Annotated in this window: 17 protein-coding genes and 1 tRNA gene; 9 read left to right on the top strand and 9 right to left on the bottom strand. The window is 69.6% G+C overall.

The genetic code is table 11. The features are described 5' to 3' along the window. Nucleotides 1-78: 78 nt before the first annotated feature. Together AC3RXZ_RS13690 and AC3RXZ_RS13685 are read right to left on the bottom strand one after the other, a co-directional pair. Nucleotides 79-169: transfer RNA gene (locus AC3RXZ_RS13690), tRNA-Ser, on the bottom strand. Nucleotides 170-315: 146 nt separating this feature from the next. Next, the gene (locus AC3RXZ_RS13685; RefSeq protein ID WP_243229628.1) at nt 316-1,362 is read right to left on the bottom strand and encodes a hypothetical protein; all 1,047 of its coding nucleotides are present in this window, start codon (nt 1,360-1,362) and stop codon (nt 316-318) included. Between the two features lie 99 nt (nt 1,363-1,461). On the opposite strand from AC3RXZ_RS13685, the gene AC3RXZ_RS13680 reads away from it, so the two are divergent. Continuing rightward, entirely contained in the window at nt 1,462-2,238 is a 777-nt protein-coding gene (locus AC3RXZ_RS13680; RefSeq protein ID WP_491494360.1) for a hypothetical protein, read from the top strand. Here AC3RXZ_RS13680 and AC3RXZ_RS13675 read toward each other — a convergent pair. Together AC3RXZ_RS13675 and AC3RXZ_RS13670 are read right to left on the bottom strand one after the other, a co-directional pair. Then, nucleotides 2,229-2,720, bottom strand: coding sequence for an SRPBCC domain-containing protein (locus AC3RXZ_RS13675; RefSeq protein ID WP_491494359.1), 492 nt, complete (start codon nt 2,718-2,720; stop codon nt 2,229-2,231). The genes AC3RXZ_RS13680 and AC3RXZ_RS13675 overlap by 10 nt on opposite strands. 37 nt (nt 2,721-2,757) lie before the next feature. Further along, complete coding sequence (locus tag AC3RXZ_RS13670; RefSeq protein ID WP_491494358.1) at nt 2,758-3,381, bottom strand: helix-turn-helix transcriptional regulator; 624 nt, start codon at nt 3,379-3,381, stop codon at nt 2,758-2,760. 106 nt (nt 3,382-3,487) lie between these two features. Between AC3RXZ_RS13670 and radA the strand changes: the two genes are divergently transcribed. Further along, on the top strand, nt 3,488-4,858 hold the full coding sequence (radA, locus tag AC3RXZ_RS13665) for a DNA repair protein RadA (RefSeq protein WP_491494357.1): 1,371 nt from the start codon (nt 3,488-3,490) through the stop codon (nt 4,856-4,858). A 9-nt stretch (nt 4,859-4,867) separates the two neighbouring features. Here radA and AC3RXZ_RS13660 read toward each other — a convergent pair whose 3' ends face one another. The 4 genes from AC3RXZ_RS13660 to AC3RXZ_RS13645 form a co-directional block, all read right to left on the bottom strand. Continuing rightward, on the bottom strand, nt 4,868-5,107 hold the full coding sequence (locus AC3RXZ_RS13660; protein WP_491494356.1) for a hypothetical protein: 240 nt from the start codon (nt 5,105-5,107) through the stop codon (nt 4,868-4,870). Then, nucleotides 5,104-5,514, bottom strand: a complete 411-nt coding sequence (locus tag AC3RXZ_RS13655; protein ID WP_243229622.1) for a dehydrogenase — start codon at nt 5,512-5,514, stop codon at nt 5,104-5,106. Before AC3RXZ_RS13655 ends, AC3RXZ_RS13660 begins: the two co-directional genes overlap by 4 nt. Nucleotides 5,515-5,749: 235 nt before the next feature. Then, nucleotides 5,750-6,388 carry a hypothetical protein gene (locus tag AC3RXZ_RS13650; RefSeq protein ID WP_491494355.1) on the bottom strand — a complete coding sequence of 213 codons (639 nt, stop codon included), beginning with the start codon at nt 6,386-6,388 and terminating at the stop codon, nt 5,750-5,752. Further along, nucleotides 6,388-6,885: an amino-acid N-acetyltransferase gene (locus AC3RXZ_RS13645; protein ID WP_243229620.1), complete on the bottom strand. Its 498-nt coding sequence runs from the start codon at nt 6,883-6,885 to the stop codon at nt 6,388-6,390. The genes AC3RXZ_RS13650 and AC3RXZ_RS13645 overlap by 1 nt, the downstream gene beginning before the upstream one ends. 93 nt (nt 6,886-6,978) lie before the next feature. On the opposite strand from AC3RXZ_RS13645, the gene AC3RXZ_RS13640 reads away from it, so the two are divergent. Continuing rightward, nucleotides 6,979-7,455, top strand: a complete 477-nt coding sequence (locus tag AC3RXZ_RS13640) for a MarR family winged helix-turn-helix transcriptional regulator (protein ID WP_491494354.1) — start codon at nt 6,979-6,981, stop codon at nt 7,453-7,455. A gap of 118 nt (nt 7,456-7,573) precedes the next feature. Beyond that, complete coding sequence (locus AC3RXZ_RS13635; RefSeq protein WP_491494353.1) at nt 7,574-8,368, top strand: SDR family oxidoreductase; 795 nt, start codon at nt 7,574-7,576, stop codon at nt 8,366-8,368. 58 nt (nt 8,369-8,426) lie between these two features. Here AC3RXZ_RS13635 and AC3RXZ_RS13630 read toward each other — a convergent pair whose 3' ends face one another. Then, complete coding sequence (locus AC3RXZ_RS13630; RefSeq protein ID WP_243229617.1) at nt 8,427-10,955, bottom strand: ATP-dependent Clp protease ATP-binding subunit; 2,529 nt, start codon at nt 10,953-10,955, stop codon at nt 8,427-8,429. Nucleotides 10,956-11,152: 197 nt separating this feature from the next. Between AC3RXZ_RS13630 and AC3RXZ_RS13625 the strand changes: the two genes are divergently transcribed. From AC3RXZ_RS13625 to AC3RXZ_RS13605, 5 genes are read left to right on the top strand one after another with little or no spacing between them, the layout of a single operon-like run. Then, a complete protein-coding gene (locus tag AC3RXZ_RS13625; RefSeq protein WP_491494352.1) occupies nt 11,153-11,770 on the top strand; it encodes a hypothetical protein in 618 nt (205 codons plus the stop codon). After that, nucleotides 11,767-12,387, top strand: a complete 621-nt coding sequence (locus tag AC3RXZ_RS13620) for a hypothetical protein (protein WP_491494351.1) — start codon at nt 11,767-11,769, stop codon at nt 12,385-12,387. The genes AC3RXZ_RS13625 and AC3RXZ_RS13620 overlap by 4 nt, the downstream gene beginning before the upstream one ends. After that, nucleotides 12,387-13,130, top strand: coding sequence for a hypothetical protein (locus tag AC3RXZ_RS13615; protein ID WP_491494350.1), 744 nt, complete (start codon nt 12,387-12,389; stop codon nt 13,128-13,130). Before AC3RXZ_RS13620 ends, AC3RXZ_RS13615 begins: the two co-directional genes overlap by 1 nt. Continuing rightward, the gene (locus AC3RXZ_RS13610; RefSeq protein WP_243229613.1) at nt 13,127-13,720 is read left to right on the top strand and encodes a hypothetical protein; all 594 of its coding nucleotides are present in this window, start codon (nt 13,127-13,129) and stop codon (nt 13,718-13,720) included. The genes AC3RXZ_RS13615 and AC3RXZ_RS13610 overlap by 4 nt, the downstream gene beginning before the upstream one ends. Continuing rightward, nucleotides 13,717-13,947, top strand: coding sequence for a helix-turn-helix domain-containing protein (locus tag AC3RXZ_RS13605; protein ID WP_243229612.1), 231 nt, complete (start codon nt 13,717-13,719; stop codon nt 13,945-13,947). The genes AC3RXZ_RS13610 and AC3RXZ_RS13605 overlap by 4 nt, the downstream gene beginning before the upstream one ends. Nucleotides 13,948-14,183: the final 236 nt, after the last annotated feature.

Below are 14,183 nucleotides of genomic sequence, written 5' to 3'. Positions count from 1 at the left end.
CCGCGGCTACCAACGCAAAAACGGCTGAACCCCCGAAACCGGGGGTTCAGCCGTTCACGATGTCCTGAGACATCACAATGGCGGTGACGGTGGGATTTGAACCCACGGTAGGGGGTTACCCTACACAACTTTTCGAGAGTTGCACCTTCGGCCGCTCGGACACGTCACCGCGGACTAGTTTACGGGAGTCGCGGCATCCGCGCGAATCGGGCCGCCGTCCGCCGCGAGACTTGGTTTCCGAGGCGAGACTTTGCTGAGAAGACAAAGTCTCGCTCCAGTAGCCAAGTCTCGCGAAGCCGACGGTGCACGGCTGCTTCACCAGGCCGCGGCGACCTCCGCGTGCGTGCGCAGGATGCCCTCGGTCGAACCAGCGGGTGCGCGACCGATGCCGCACTCCGTGGCGACGCCGAATTCCTCGACGAAGCGCGAGGCCGCGGCGATGCGCCGCTCGGCGCCCTCGACTCCGTCCTCGCGGTGCACGAGTCCCAGGTACAGCTCGCCGACCGGCGTCAGCGCCGCGAGCGCCTCGAAGTACGCCGCGTCGTCGCGCTCGATCGGCACGGGCAGGTGCAGCCAGGTCAGCGGGCGGGATGCCGCGGCGACGACCGCGTTCGCGTACCGCACCAGGTTCCCGGCATCCTGCGGCTCCACGAAGTGCTTCTCCCCCGCGTCGCCGTAGCAGAGGTGCACGCCCACCTCCACGTCGGCGGGGACGGCGTCGACCAGCGCGGCCAGCCGCGACACCAGTCCGTCGAACGGATCGCCCGGCCACCAGGCGTCCATCACCCTGCCGTATCCCGCGGCGCGCTCGATGATGCCCATCTCGCTCGCGACATCCCACTGCACGGCGAGATCCTCGTGCGGGATACCGGCCAGGATCCGGTCCAGTTCCCGCAGCATCGCCGCCGTGTAGACCGGCTCGATCTCCGTCCGGTCCTCTCCGGAGAAGAAGGACGAGATCACGGCAAGAGGCGTCGGCAACGACACCTGGAAGCGCACGCCCTCGGGCAGGACTCCCCCGTCGCGAAGACGCGAGAACACCGCGTACGACTCGATCGCCGCCTCGGCGTAGCCGAGCGGCGGAAGCTCGATGGCCGCGGCATCCGCGCCCTCGGCGATACGGAGCGGTCGCGCGTCGAGACCCGCCGGGAACGGGATCGGCTCATCGCCGACGCGTTCGATCCCGTCCGCCTGGCCGAGGACGTCCGGCTGGAACATGATCCAGTGGAATCGCTTGCCGACCTCGCCGTCCGGGACACGCCGGAGCCTCTCGCCGAGCATCTCGGCCGCCACCCGCATCGTCTTCTCGGCATCGTCGAAATTCACACTGCCCACGAGAAGGGCACCCTGCGGCGTCGTCATGATCCCAGAGTAGGCGTTATCCCCGGCGCGCACTCCTGCAGCGGAACGCCCGGGAAGTTAGGATGTCCTAAACGGATGCCGCTGAACGGGAGGCGCCCCATGACCTTCGTCACCTCACCCGCCCTGGACGAGACCGGCTACGTCGTCCTCGACCGCGACGACCGCGAGATCGACCCCGCGGAGTGGCAGGAGCTCGAGTACATCGGGTGGCGCTCCTCCGGCATCACCCGCTTCGCCCCGCTGACCAGCTACGCGGGCGAGATCGAGTGCAACGGGTTCTGGAACCACACCCCTCCGCGCACCGACAAGGACGGCGTCTGGATCGAGGCTCAGACCGGCATCGCCCCCACCCTCGTCGCCCGCGCCCGCGAAGCCGGAGCGAACATCGGCCGGTGCCGGGTCATCGAGCTGCAGCCGAACACCTACGCCGACGCGATCTACAACCTCCACCAGGACGACAACAACCGGCTCAACGACGACGGCACCGGCTGGGTGGTCCGGGGTTCGCTGAACCTCACCGACGATCCCGGCTCGCTGATGATCCTCCGCGAGGACCGCTTCGACCCCGCCACCGAGGTGCGCATCCCGCTGTCCGCGGGTTCGCGCATCGTCGTCGATACCCAGCGGTTCTGGCACGCGGTGTGGCACCGGGGCACGGCGCCGAGGTACTCGCTCATCACCTCCTGGACCTCGGGACCGGAGCTGGACGCCTACATCGCGGCCGGACACGGGACCCCGCACGCGCCGCACATCGCGCTGCACCCGCAGATGATCGACGACGCGCAGGTCGAGATGCATCGACGCATCGAGGAGCGCCGGCGCGCGTTCGAGGCAGCCGGCATCACGATGGAGCCCCCGGTCTCGCTCTACGGCTGACCGACGGATGCCTCGGCATCCGACCCTTCGACCAGGCGTGCGAGGTTCGCCAGCGACGAGCGGAAGCCCGCCAGGTGATCCTCGGCCGAGATGCCCTCCGGCACGTTCTCGGCGCGGAACCGCACCCGGCTCCGCGCCCCGTCGGCGATGACCTCCCACGTCAACCGCATGACGCCGGCGAACGCGGCATCCTCGGACTCGAACTCGACGTCCTGCACCAGGCGGATCCCCGGCACCACCTCGACGAACGCGCCCTCCACGACGTCCTCGTCCGCCGAGGTCTTGCCGTGGCCAGGGGAGGGATCGTCGTAGGACAGCACGATGCGGTATGTCCCGCCGGTGCGCGCCTCGAACCGCTCGACGCGACCGGTCATCCCGGACGGCGGAAGCCACCTCGCCACTGATCCGGGTTCGGTCATCGCCGCGAACACGCGCGCCGGCGACGCGTCGATCAGCCGTTCCGCCTCATCGGTCCTGGTCATGCGTCCACGGTATGCCGAAGCGCCGACACGCGACAGGTCAGGCGGCGGACTCGGCGAGCCGCAGCCGCACCGTGCACGCCTCGGGCCGCTCGGCCGCCAGCACGCAGTCGGCGGCGAGCGGCCCCCCGGCCTCCGTCAGGACGCCCTGCATCAACCCCAGATGCACGGCGCACAGCACCGGACGGTGCTCGGGCCGCCCGGCCGCATGCGGGCAGGGCGTGAGATCGACGGTGAGCGCCGCGTCGTCGACGACCGGCTCGAAGCCGCTCTCCTCGAGGTGCTCCACGAGAGCGTCGAGCTGGTACGTGGCGTCCTGCCCGAGATCGGATGCCGCGGTCGGCAGCAGGCGCCGCAGCATGTCCCCGCGGCGCGCGGCCGCGCTCACCTTCTCGCGGGCGACCGGGCTGGACGCGTCCGGGTCACCGGTCGCCGCGCTGTAGAGCGTGCGCGGCCGGCCACGCGTGGTGCGGTGCTCGGTCGTCGCGATGACGTAGCCGCCCTCGATCAGGCGCTGCAGGTGCTCGCGGATGGTGTTGGCGTGCAGTCCCGTCGCCTCGTGCAGCTCCTGGATCGATCGCTCGGCGCGCGACTGCACCAGGTGCAGGATCTGCACCCGGGAGTAGCTCGAGATCGGCCCGTATGCGGGCCTGCCGGTCGCCATGCCCCCATTGTCGCCGACCGACCTGACCGAGTGCGGAGCGGGCGGCCGTGAATAAACCGGCTCCCTCCGTGCCGGAGGTGTCGGATGCCGCGGCTACCCTGATGGCATGGCCAAGACCCGTCCCGCTCCCCCCGCCTTCGTCTGCACCGAGTGCGGGTGGACGGCGGCGAAGTGGGTGGGGCGCTGCGGCGAGTGCCAGCAGTGGGGCACGGTCGTCGAGCAGACGGCGTCGGTCGGCATCGCCCGCCCGCAGGTGACGGCGCTCGCGCCGTCGGCCGAGCGCGCCGCGCGTCCGATCACGCAGATCACCACGGCCGAGGCTCCACGGCGCACGAGCGGCGTCGGCGAGTTCGACCGCGTGCTCGGCGGCGGCATCGTCCCCGGCGCCGCGATCCTGCTCAGCGGCGAGCCCGGGGTCGGCAAATCGACGCTGCTCCTGGAGGTCGCGGCCCAGTCCGCGCGTTCCGGGCGGCGCGTGCTGTACGCCAGCGCGGAGGAGTCGCCGGCGCAGGTGCGCCTGCGTGCCGAGCGCACCGGAGCCCTGCACGACGAGCTGTATCTGGCGAGCGAGACCGATCTCGCCACGATCCTCGGCCACATCGACGAGGTCGCGCCCGAGCTGGTGATCGTCGACTCGGTGCAGACCGTCGCCTCGTCGCTCATCGACGGGGCAGCCGGGCAGCCGAGCCAGGTGCGCGAGGTGGCGGCGACGCTCATCCGCGTCGCCAAGGAGCGGGGCCTTCCGATCATCATCGTCGGGCATGTGACGAAGGACGGGCAGATCGCGGGCCCCCGCATCCTCGAGCACCTCGTCGACGTGGTCTGCCACTTCGAGGGCGACCGGCAGACGTCGCTGCGGTTCGTGCGGGCGCTCAAGAACCGCTTCGGACCGACCGACGAGGTCGGATGCTTCGAGATGGCCGGTGACGGCATCGTCGAGGTTCCCGACCCCTCCGGGCTGTTCCTGTCCCGCGGCGCCGCGGAACCAGGGACCTGCGTCGCGATCGCCCTGGAAGGACGCCGCGCGCTGCCGGTCGAGGTGCAGGCCCTGACGATCAAGGCGTCCGGACCGAACCCGCGCCGCGTCGTGCACGGACTGGACGCGTCGCGGGTGGCGATGGTGCTCGCGATCCTCGAGCGGCGGGCCGGCATCCCCACCGGCGCGCTCGACGTGTACGTCTCGACGGTCGGCGGCGTGCGGTTCACCGAGCCGGCCGCCGATCTGGCGATCGCGCTGGCCGTGGCCGGATCGATCCAGCAGACCTCGACCCCCCGCACCGTCGCGGCGGTGGGCGAGCTCAGCCTCGCGGGCGAGGTGCGACCGGTGACGCAGGCCGCGCAGCGGCGCAGCGAGGCCGGCCGTCTGGGTTACGCGCGCGTGGTCGACGAGCGCTCGCAGACGCTGAGGGCGGCGCTCACCGACATCCGGGCGCACGGGGCGCCGCGGCGCATCGACGGAGACATCCCGCCGTTCTGATCCGCGTCGTCAGCGCCTCGGGTCGCTCGGGCCCCCGCGGGTTCCCTTGTGCGCCTCGGAGATGACGCGCACGTTGCGCACCACGACCGTGTCGGCCATCAGAAGGTCGAGCGAGGTGAGGAACAGCCGCCCGATCTCCGCCTCGGTGACGTCGGCGGACGGGAGGTCAACGCGGAAGTCCTGCGCCTGGAGCCCTCCTCCGTTGGAGAATGTGACCTCGGCGTCGAAGACCGCCCGGTGCTCGGTCACGCGTCCAGCGCCTTGAGGAGCTCCTCGGGAGCCGCCTGCATGGGATGCGGCCCCGCGATGTCGAGGAACACGGTCGTCACGGTGCCGGCGTGCTTCGTGAGGAACGCGCGCAGCCACTCGGCCGAGTAGATCCCGACCCCCGGGGGGAGATTGGCCGGTTTGTTCTTCGCGTCGCTGAACAGCAGCAGAGCGACGTCCCCGGTCTTCTGATCGCGGTAGGTCCAGACCTCCCCGCTGTCGAGCGGATTGTCCCTGGCACCCGGCGTGATGAGGGGCACGACCGTGGTCCCGTTCCGCAGCGCGAGGGCGACGGCAGCCATGTCCTGCTTCTCGAGCGCTTGGGCGAGGGCCTCGGAGCGGAAGTCCTCGGGTGCGGGCTTCTTCTTCGCGCTCTTCTTGCGTGCCATGCCTCAAGTGTAGGCAGAAACGGTTGGGGCCCCTTCGAGTCCTCCATTGGGGACTGGGGTACTCGAAAGGGCCCTCGGACTCTCGTCCGGTGAATGTCGAAGCGCTGGGGACGCTGAGATCGACGCCACTGGGGATGGCATGCACACCGAATCAATTCCGAGAGTCATCTCTATGGTATCCCAAACGAGACGGGATGTCAGCAGGACAGGATCGAAACGCTTCCCGCTCCGACGCTCAACGGAGGATGAACTGCTGGGTGCCCTTGCTGTCGAATCCGCCGATGGACACCGCGACGTGGTAGGAGGCGCCTCCGGCGGGAGCGCGCTGGCGGTTCTCGTCGCCGCAGGTCGTCGTACTGGAGCGCGTCCGGTCCCACGTCAGGGGCGTCGCACTCGGCACGGTCTGCCCCGCCGTGAGCGTGACGATCATGTCGGCAGGGTTCTCCTGGCAGTCCGTCGAACGCCACCACACGTCGTCACCGCTGGTGATCACGAACTGCTGCGTCGTCGTGCCGACGTTGATCGTGCAGTCCCTCGTGCCGTTGTTGGTCAGGGAGATCGACAGCTTCGGCAGCTGATCGGCCGCGTAGGACTCGGCATCCGTGACCGCGACGACCTCGATGTCCGCCGCCTGGCACGCGGCGATGCCGGGCGTCTCCGACTCGGACGGCGTCGGGGAATCGGATGCCGTCGGGGACGGGCTCTCCTCGGCCGATGCGGTCGTCTCGGTGGGATCCGCGACCGGCGCCTCTCCCTCCCAGGGCCGTGCGATCAGGGCCCAGACGCCGGCGGCGACGACCGCGATCACGACCAGGAGCGCGAGCAGCACCACGAGCCGGCGGCGGCGGTAGACGGCGGCGGACTGTCGGGCCATCAGAGCTCCTTCAGCATCCGGGTGTTGCCGAGCGTGTTCGGCTTGACGTGAGCGAGATCGAGGAACTCGGCGACGCCCTCGTCCGGGCTGCGCAGCAGCTGCGAGTACACGTCGGGGTCCACGATCTGCTCGCCGATCGGGGCGAAGCCGCGTCGTGTGAAGAACTCCACCTCGAACGTCAGGCAGAACAGGCGACGGAGGCCGAGGACGCGGGCGCGCTCCTCGAGGGCGTCCACGATCGCCCGGCCGACGCCGTGATGGAGCCAGTCGTCGCGGACGAGCAGCGTGCGCACCTCTCCCAGGTCCTCCCACATCACGTGCAGGGCACCGCAGCCGATCAGTTCACCGTCGTGCTCGGCGACCACGAACTCCTGGGTCGCGCCGTAGAGCACGGCGAGGTCCTTGCCGAGCAGGATGCGTCGGTCCACCATCGGCTCCAGCAGACGGTGGATGCCGAGGATGTCGGCGCTGCGTGCGGGGCGGACGGTGTAGTTCACGTGTCCAGCCTAGAACTCGCCGCCTGAACGACCGGAGAGCGTGACCGGGCGATTTTGATTGCCTGAGGCAACTAATGAGCGTAGGCTGACGACATGGGATCGCCGCAGTCCGAACTTCTCAGCGCGCTCACCCGCCTCGCCACGCACTGGTCGTCGGCAAGCACGCAGAGCGTCGTCGCCGCCGCGGCCGGAGTCGAGGTCGACCCGATCGACATCCCTCCGTTGTACGTGCTCGGCCTGGAGGGCCCGGCCCGCGCCGGTGATCTGGCCGTCGCGCTGCGGTTGAGCCGCCCCACCATGAGCAAGCAGCTGAGCCGCCTCGAACGCGGGGGCTTCGTCGAGCGCGCCGTCGATCCCTCCGACGCCCGCGGGACGATCGTCCGGCTGACTGAGACCGGGCAAACCGTGCACCAGCGCCTGGTCGCGCAGGGCATCGCGATGATGACGGAGGCGCTGAACGACTGGGATGCAGCGGAGGCGACGCAGTTCGCCGGCCGGCTCACGCGCTTCGTCGACGGCGTCCTGCGGACCACCTCGGCGCCGCACCCGGACGAGCGCGCGGTGTCGTGAGCACCGCGCCCCGTGACGCTCACGCCGGCGGCGGTCCGCGCCGCCACCGTAGGATTCCGGCCGCAACCCGGCGACCGGTGAGGGCGACCGCGATCGCGGTCGTGGAACGGAGGACACCATGGCACGCACCTACGTCGTGACCGGATCCGCATCCGGCATCGGCGCCACCACCTCGGCGCTGCTGCGCGAGCGCGGTGAGCGAGTGATCGGCATCGACCTGAAGGGAGCCGACGTCGAGGCCGACCTCTCGACCCCGCAGGGCCGCGTCGACGCGGCCGCGAAGGCCGTCGAGCTCGCCGGCGGCACGATCGACGCCGTCATCGCCTGCGCCGGCATCTCCGCCCCGGTCCCGAAGACGATCTCGGTGAACTACTTCGGGGTGGCCGAGCTCCTGGAGCACCTGCGCCCCGCGCTGGCGAGCTCCGAGGCGCCGCGCGCGGCCGTCGTCTCGTCGATGGCGTCACTGCAGCCGAACTCGGCCGAGATGGTCGCGGCGGCTCTCGCCGGCGACGAGGCCGAGGCCCTGCGCATCGCAGAGACGCTGACGGCCCAGGGACCGGAGACGGGCTACCTCGTCTATCCGTCGTCGAAGCGGGCCATCGCCCGCTGGGTCCGTCGCACGGCGATCAGCGCCGAGTGGGCCGGCGCCGGCATCCCGCTCAACGCCGTCGCTCCCGGAACGGTCCTGACGCCGATGACCGCGGGCCTGCTCGAGACCCCCGAGGGTCGCGCGATGGTGGATGCCGCGGTCCCGATGCCGCTCAACGGGCACCAGCCGCCGGAGACGGTCGCGAACCTCCTGATCTGGCTCACGAGCGTCGAGAACAGCCACATGGCCGGCCAGGTCATCTACGACGACGGGGGCGCGGACGCCACCCTGCGCGGAGACGATATCTGGTCCTGGAACGACTGACACGACCGCGTACGACGAAGGGGCGGATGCCGAAGCATCCGCCCCTTCGTCGTACGGGTCAGTCCGTGCCCGTGGCCGCCAGGTCCGGCGTCGCGGAGATCGCACCGCCGGTGTTGATCCCGACCGAGACCTTCTCGCCGCGGGGGCGGGTCTCGAACAGGAACTTGCCGTCGGCGGCGTCCACGGTGACGTGGTCACCGGCGTTGAGCTCGCCGTGCAGGATCTTCTCGGACAGCTGGTCCTCGATCTCCCGCTGCATGGCGCGGCGCAGCGGCCGGGCGCCGAGCGCCGGGTCGAATCCGACCTCGATGAGGCGCTCCTTGGCGGTCTGCGTCAGCTCGACCGTCATGTCGCGATCCAGCAGGCGGTCGCCGAGACGCTTGGTGAACAGATCCACGATCTGCACCAGCTCTTCCTTCGACAGCTGCGGGAAGACGATGACGTCGTCGACGCGGTTGAGGAACTCGGGCTTGAAGTGCCGCTTGAGCTCCTCGTCGACCTTGCCCTTCATCCGCTCGTAGCTGGTCTGCGTGTTGCCCTCGATCTGGAAGCCGACCGGTCCCCCGGCGATCGCGGACGATCCGAGGTTCGTGGTCATGATGATGACCGTGTTCTTGAAGTCCACGATCCGACCCTGACCGTCCGTGAGGCGTCCCTCTTCGAGGATCTGCAGCAGCGAGTTGAAGATGTCCGGGTGCGCCTTCTCGATCTCGTCGAAGAGGACCACGCTGAACGGCTTGCGCCGCACCTTCTCGGTGAGCTGGCCGCCCTCCTCGAAGCCGACGAACCCGGGAGGGGCACCGAACAGCCGCGAGACGGTGTGCTTCTCGCCGAACTCGCTCATGTCGAGCGAGATCAGCGCGGCCTCGTCGTCGAACAGGAACTCCGCGAGGGCCTTGGCGAGCTCGGTCTTTCCGACGCCGGTCGGGCCGGCGAAGATGAACGAGCCGGAGGGACGCTTGGGGTCCTTGAGGCCCGCGCGCTGACGACGGATCGTGCGGGACAGGGCCGCGATGGCCTCCTCCTGCCCGATGACGCGCTGGTGCAGCGCCTTCTCCATGAAGACGAGCCGGCTGGACTCCTCCTCGGTCAGCTTGAACACCGGGATGCCGGTGGCCTGCGCGAGCACCTCGGCGATCAGGCCCTCGTCGACGACCGCCTGGGTGGCGACATCGCCCGAACGCCACTGCTTCTCGAGGCGCAGCCGCTCGGCGAGCAGCCCCTTCTCCTCGTCGCGCAGTGCCGCGGCCTTCTCGAAGTCCTGCTCCTCGGAGGCGGCTTCCTTCTGCTCGCGCACCTTGGCGATCTTGTCGTCGAACTCCCGCAGCTCCGGCGGGGACGACAGGATGCTCAGGCGCAGGCGCGCGCCGGCCTCATCGATCAGATCGATGGCCTTGTCCGGCAGGAAGCGGTCCGAGACGTACCGGTCGGCGAGGTTCGCAGCGGCGACGATCGCGCCATCCGTGATCTGCACCTTGTGGTGCGCCTCGTAGCGGTCGCGCAGGCCCTTGAGGATGTTGATCGCGTGCGGGAGGCTCGGCTCCTGCACCTGGATCGGCTGGAAGCGGCGCTCGAGCGCGGCATCCTTCTCGAAGTGCTTGCGGTACTCGTCCAGCGTGGTCGCGCCGATCGTCTGGAGCTCGCCGCGCGCCAGCAGCGGCTTGAGGATGCTGGCCGCGTCGATGGCGCCCTCGGCGGCACCGGCACCCACGAGGGTGTGGATCTCGTCGATGAAGACGATGATGTCGCCGCGGGTGCGGATCTCCTTGGTGACCTTCTTCAGGCGCTCCTCGAAGTCTCCGCGGTAGCGGGAGCCGGCGATGAGCGAGCCGAGGTCGAGCGAGTACAGCTGCTTGTCCTTCAGCGTCTCGGGGACGTCGCCCTTCACGATCGCCTGGGCGAGGCCCTCGACGACGGCGGTCTTGCCGACGCCGGGCTCACCGATCAGCACGGGGTTGTTCTTGGAGCGGCGGGACAGGATCTGCATGACCCGCTCGATCTCCTTCTCGCGCCCGATGACGGGGTCGAGCTTGTTGTCGCGCGCGGCCTGCGTGAGGTTGCGCCCGAACTGGTCGAGCACCTGCGAGCCGCCCTGCGCACCCGACTGGGTCTCGTGGGTCTGCGCGCCGACGGCGGCCGGCTCGCGGCCGGGGGCGCCGGAGAGCAGCTGGATGACCTGCTGGCGGACCTTGTTCAGGTCGGCGCCGAGCTTGACGAGCACCTGAGCGGCGACGCCCTCGCCCTCGCGGATGAGGCCGAGCAGGATGTGCTCGGTGCCGATGTAGTTGTGGCCGAGCTGCAGCGCCTCGCGCAGGCTCAGCTCGAGGACCTTCTTGGCGCGGGGGGTGAAGGGGATGTGGCCGGTCGGCTGCTGCTGACCCTGGCCGATGATGTCCTGCACCTGCTCGCGCACGGCGTCGAGGGAGATGCCGAGCGACTCCAGCGCCTTGGCTGCGACGCCCTCACCCTCGTGAATGAGGCCGAGCAGGATGTGCTCGGTGCCGATGTAGTTGTGGTTGAGCATCTTCGCCTCTTCCTGGGCGAGGACGACCACTCGACGGGCTCGGTCCGTGAATCTCTCGAACATGTTCACTCCTTGGTTCGCACGTGGTTCGCGTGGTTCGCACGTGGCGAAGCTTGTACATCGAGAGTAACCACGCAGGCGTGGAGGTATGCCCGTGTTCGCCGTCGGCATACCCCGCACGGCCGCCCCCTTGACACTCCTTATCGACTGTCGTTATGTTAACGAACATCGATAACAACGACTATCGATAAGGAGACAGCATGACGATCCCCCGGCCGTCGCGAGGCGACGGATTCGCGCTCGGACTCATCGCCACCGGGTCCATCAGTGTCGCCGTGGCAGCCGCGGTCTCGATCGTGATGAGCGCGATCGACCGCTTCGGCGCCGAGCCGATCGTGCGGATGCCCCTGCATGATGCCCCCGCGTCCGCGTACGTCGATGTGGCGGGGATCGCGGACGCCGAGTACTCGTCCGTGCTTCTGACTCTCGATGAGGCGTCGCAGGGGGTGCGCTGGCTCCTCTTCCTCGAAGGGGCACTCCCCGCGCTGGCCACGATCGGCGTCTGCCTCGTGGCGTGGTGGCTGGGCATCTCTCTGATACGCGCCCGCCCCTTCCACCGCAGCATGACGTGGGCGATCGGAGCGGCGGCGATCCTCGTGATGCTGGGTGGGATGCTGGGACAGGTCTTCGGCGCGTTCGGCCGCGCCGTCCTGGTCGATGAGCTCGCGGCATCCTCTCCGGAAGTCCTGGACACGCTCTGGACCTTCCTGGCTGAGCTCGATCTCGCCCCGCTCGGCTGGGGCCTCGCGCTCGCCTTGATCGCCGGCGCGTTCGACATCGGGCGGCGCATGCAGCGCGAGACGGAAGGGCTGGTGTGACCGTGGTGGGCAGGGATCCGTCGACGCAGGTGCGCCGAGATCGCAACGACCTCATCACCGGCGTCATCGTCGGCGCGGTCGCGGTGGGGCTCCTCTCCTTCGACGCCGTGCAGCGCATCCTCGTCCTGTTCGGCACCCCTGGGGCCGTGACGGTCTCGACGCGGGTGCCCGCCCAGGAGTACACGGCGCTGATCGGCCCGGGAACGCCCGCGGTCGTCGAGACGGCGACGCTCACCGCGACCGACGTCAACACGATCAGCGTCGTCAGCCTGGTGGTGGCGATCATGCTGCGTTCGCTCTGCCTGATCGCCGCGGCGACGCTGAGCGTGATGGTCTGCCTGCGGCTGCTGCGCGGCGTGGTGTTCGATCGCGTCAACAGCGGGCTGACGTTCGCCGTCTCGATGAGTCTGATGCTGGCAGGGCTCCTGGGGCCGTGGTTCGAGAACATGGGTCTGAACGGCGTCTTCGCCGCTCTCGGCGGGGACTTCGGTGACGGTCGGTGGCTCCTGTTCCGCGACGGCATCCCGCTCTACATCGCCGCGATCGCGGTCGGGGTGCTGGTCATCGTCTTCCGCCGCGGTGCGGATCTGCAGAAGGACACGGAGGGGCTGGTCTGATGATCTCGTTCAGCGGGGATCTTTGGAGTTCGCTCGGATGGATCGCGCTCGTTCTCGCGGTGATCGCCGCGATCGTCGGCGTAGCGGTGTGGCGGAGTCGCCGTCGCGGCAGCAGGACGGTCGCGCTGGACGCCGGGCTGGTGATCTCCGGCTGGTGGGTGATGCTGTCGGCGGTCGGCATGGTGCTCACCGTCGTGAAGATCTTCACCAGCGACTGGGCGGAGCTCGACGGTGCCACGTCGGTCGGGCTCGAGTGGCCCTCGGATCTGCCCTGTGCGGAGTTCGGGGCGGCCGGGATGCTGACGTGCAGCGGTTCGGAGCTGTCGTCGTTCACGGTCGGTGGTGCGTCGCTCGGGCTTCGCGTGCTGGCGGCCGCGGCGCAGTTGTGCGCGACGGCGATGATCGCTCTGCCCGGCGCGATGCTGGCCGCGATCTGCTTCCAGACGCTGCGCGGTCGCCCGTTCTCCCGTACGGTCACGAGAGCGCTGACGATCGGCGCGGTGGCGGTGCTCGTGCTCGGCGTCGCGTCCGACCTTCTGGGCAGCATCGCGGCGACGGCGGCGCTGCGCGAGGTGTTCGACCCCGGGTCGGAGTGGTACCCGACGGGATACCGGCTGACGGTGACGCCGTTGCCGTTCGTCGGCGCGCTCGGATTGCTGGCACTGGCGGCAGTGTTCCGTGAGGGGATGCGGCTTCAGGCACAGAAGGAGATGCTCGAGCGGGAGACGGAGGGGTTGGTATGAACTCCGAGGAGCGCACGCCGCTGGGTGCGAACGCGGTGTGGACCGGCGTCGTCGCGGTTCTCGCCGTTGCGGCGATCGTGTCTCTCGCGGTGACGAGGCTCGCGATCGCGTTCGGCGAGGATGGGCTGGTGTGGGAGATCCCGATTCCGGAGAGCTACGACGCGCCCCCGGCGCCGTCCGGGGCATCCCTGCAGGTGACGCAGGGGATCGTGTCGGTGCCGGGTGCCGGGGCCGGTCTGAGCGCTCTCATCGTCGCGACGGTCGGGGTGGCGGCGATCGCGGGCATCGCCGTCATCTGCTGCTACGTCGTGCTGTCTCTCGAGGTGTCCCGCGGACGCACGTTCTCGCGCCGCGCCGTTCGGATGCTGACGTCGATGGCCGCGATCACGCTGCTGGGCACGACGACCTGCTACCTGCTCGACTCCGCGATCGGAAGGTCGGTGCGCTCGGCCGTCGGGTTGGGCGAGGTGGGCGGCTCGACGCCGCTGAGCTACTGGTTGGGGTTCGCGATCTTCGCAGCGCTGACTCTGATCGCCTACGCGTTCCGCCGCGGAGCTGCGTTGCAGAAGGACACGGAGGGGCTGGTATGACTCCGGCCGATTCCGATGACGAGTTCACGGGCATCCACTGCCGGCTCGATGAGCTGCTCGCTTCGCGCGGGATGACGCTGACGGAGCTGAGCGCGCGCGTGGGCGTCTCGATCGTGAACCTGTCGGTGCTGAAGAACGATCGGGCGCGGGCGATCCGATATTCGACCCTGCGCGCGATCTGCGACGCGTTGGAGTGCGAGGTGGGCGACTTGCTCGTGCTGGCATAGGTCGCGGGGCGTGGCGCGGATGCGGGGGCTGCGGATGAATGCTTCCGCGACCGCCCCCCCGGTCCTCCAGCGCGGACTTCTCGCGGGACGTGCATACGCACGGAGCCACTCCACAGATCCTCGTGCGAGCATCTGGGCGGCCAAGCACGGGCACCGCACCGCGCCACCCCACCCATTCCCGGTGCGCACGCCGGTAGACATGCAGACGCACGACCACACCCCGCCGATCCGCAGTC

The organism is Microbacterium cucumeris, from assembly GCF_058349845.2.
Note: the sequence above shows the minus strand (reverse complement) of the source record. Positions and strands in the feature narration are given on the sequence as shown.

What these genes read in the sequence shown, in the direction of transcription:
- AC3RXZ_RS13685 (WP_243229628.1), bottom strand. Translation starts at nt 1,362, where the DNA reads ATGACGACGCCGCAGGGTGCCCTTCTCGTGGGCAGTGTGAATTTCGAC.
- AC3RXZ_RS13680 (WP_491494360.1), top strand. Translation starts at nt 1,462, where the DNA reads ATGACCTTCGTCACCTCACCCGCCCTGGACGAGACCGGCTACGTCGTC.
- AC3RXZ_RS13675 (WP_491494359.1), bottom strand. Translation starts at nt 2,720, where the DNA reads ATGACCAGGACCGATGAGGCGGAACGGCTGATCGACGCGTCGCCGGCG.
- AC3RXZ_RS13670 (WP_491494358.1), bottom strand. Translation starts at nt 3,381, where the DNA reads ATGGCGACCGGCAGGCCCGCATACGGGCCGATCTCGAGCTACTCCCGG.
- radA (WP_491494357.1), top strand. Translation starts at nt 3,488, where the DNA reads ATGGCCAAGACCCGTCCCGCTCCCCCCGCCTTCGTCTGCACCGAGTGC.
- AC3RXZ_RS13655 (WP_243229622.1), bottom strand. Translation starts at nt 5,514, where the DNA reads ATGGCACGCAAGAAGAGCGCGAAGAAGAAGCCCGCACCCGAGGACTTC.
- AC3RXZ_RS13650 (WP_491494355.1), bottom strand. Translation starts at nt 6,388, where the DNA reads ATGGCCCGACAGTCCGCCGCCGTCTACCGCCGCCGCCGGCTCGTGGTG.
- AC3RXZ_RS13640 (WP_491494354.1), top strand. Translation starts at nt 6,979, where the DNA reads ATGGGATCGCCGCAGTCCGAACTTCTCAGCGCGCTCACCCGCCTCGCC.
- AC3RXZ_RS13635 (WP_491494353.1), top strand. Translation starts at nt 7,574, where the DNA reads ATGGCACGCACCTACGTCGTGACCGGATCCGCATCCGGCATCGGCGCC.
- AC3RXZ_RS13630 (WP_243229617.1), bottom strand. Translation starts at nt 10,955, where the DNA reads ATGTTCGAGAGATTCACGGACCGAGCCCGTCGAGTGGTCGTCCTCGCC.
- AC3RXZ_RS13625 (WP_491494352.1), top strand. Translation starts at nt 11,153, where the DNA reads ATGACGATCCCCCGGCCGTCGCGAGGCGACGGATTCGCGCTCGGACTC.
- AC3RXZ_RS13615 (WP_491494350.1), top strand. Translation starts at nt 12,387, where the DNA reads ATGATCTCGTTCAGCGGGGATCTTTGGAGTTCGCTCGGATGGATCGCG.
- AC3RXZ_RS13610 (WP_243229613.1), top strand. Translation starts at nt 13,127, where the DNA reads ATGAACTCCGAGGAGCGCACGCCGCTGGGTGCGAACGCGGTGTGGACC.
- AC3RXZ_RS13605 (WP_243229612.1), top strand. Translation starts at nt 13,717, where the DNA reads ATGACTCCGGCCGATTCCGATGACGAGTTCACGGGCATCCACTGCCGG.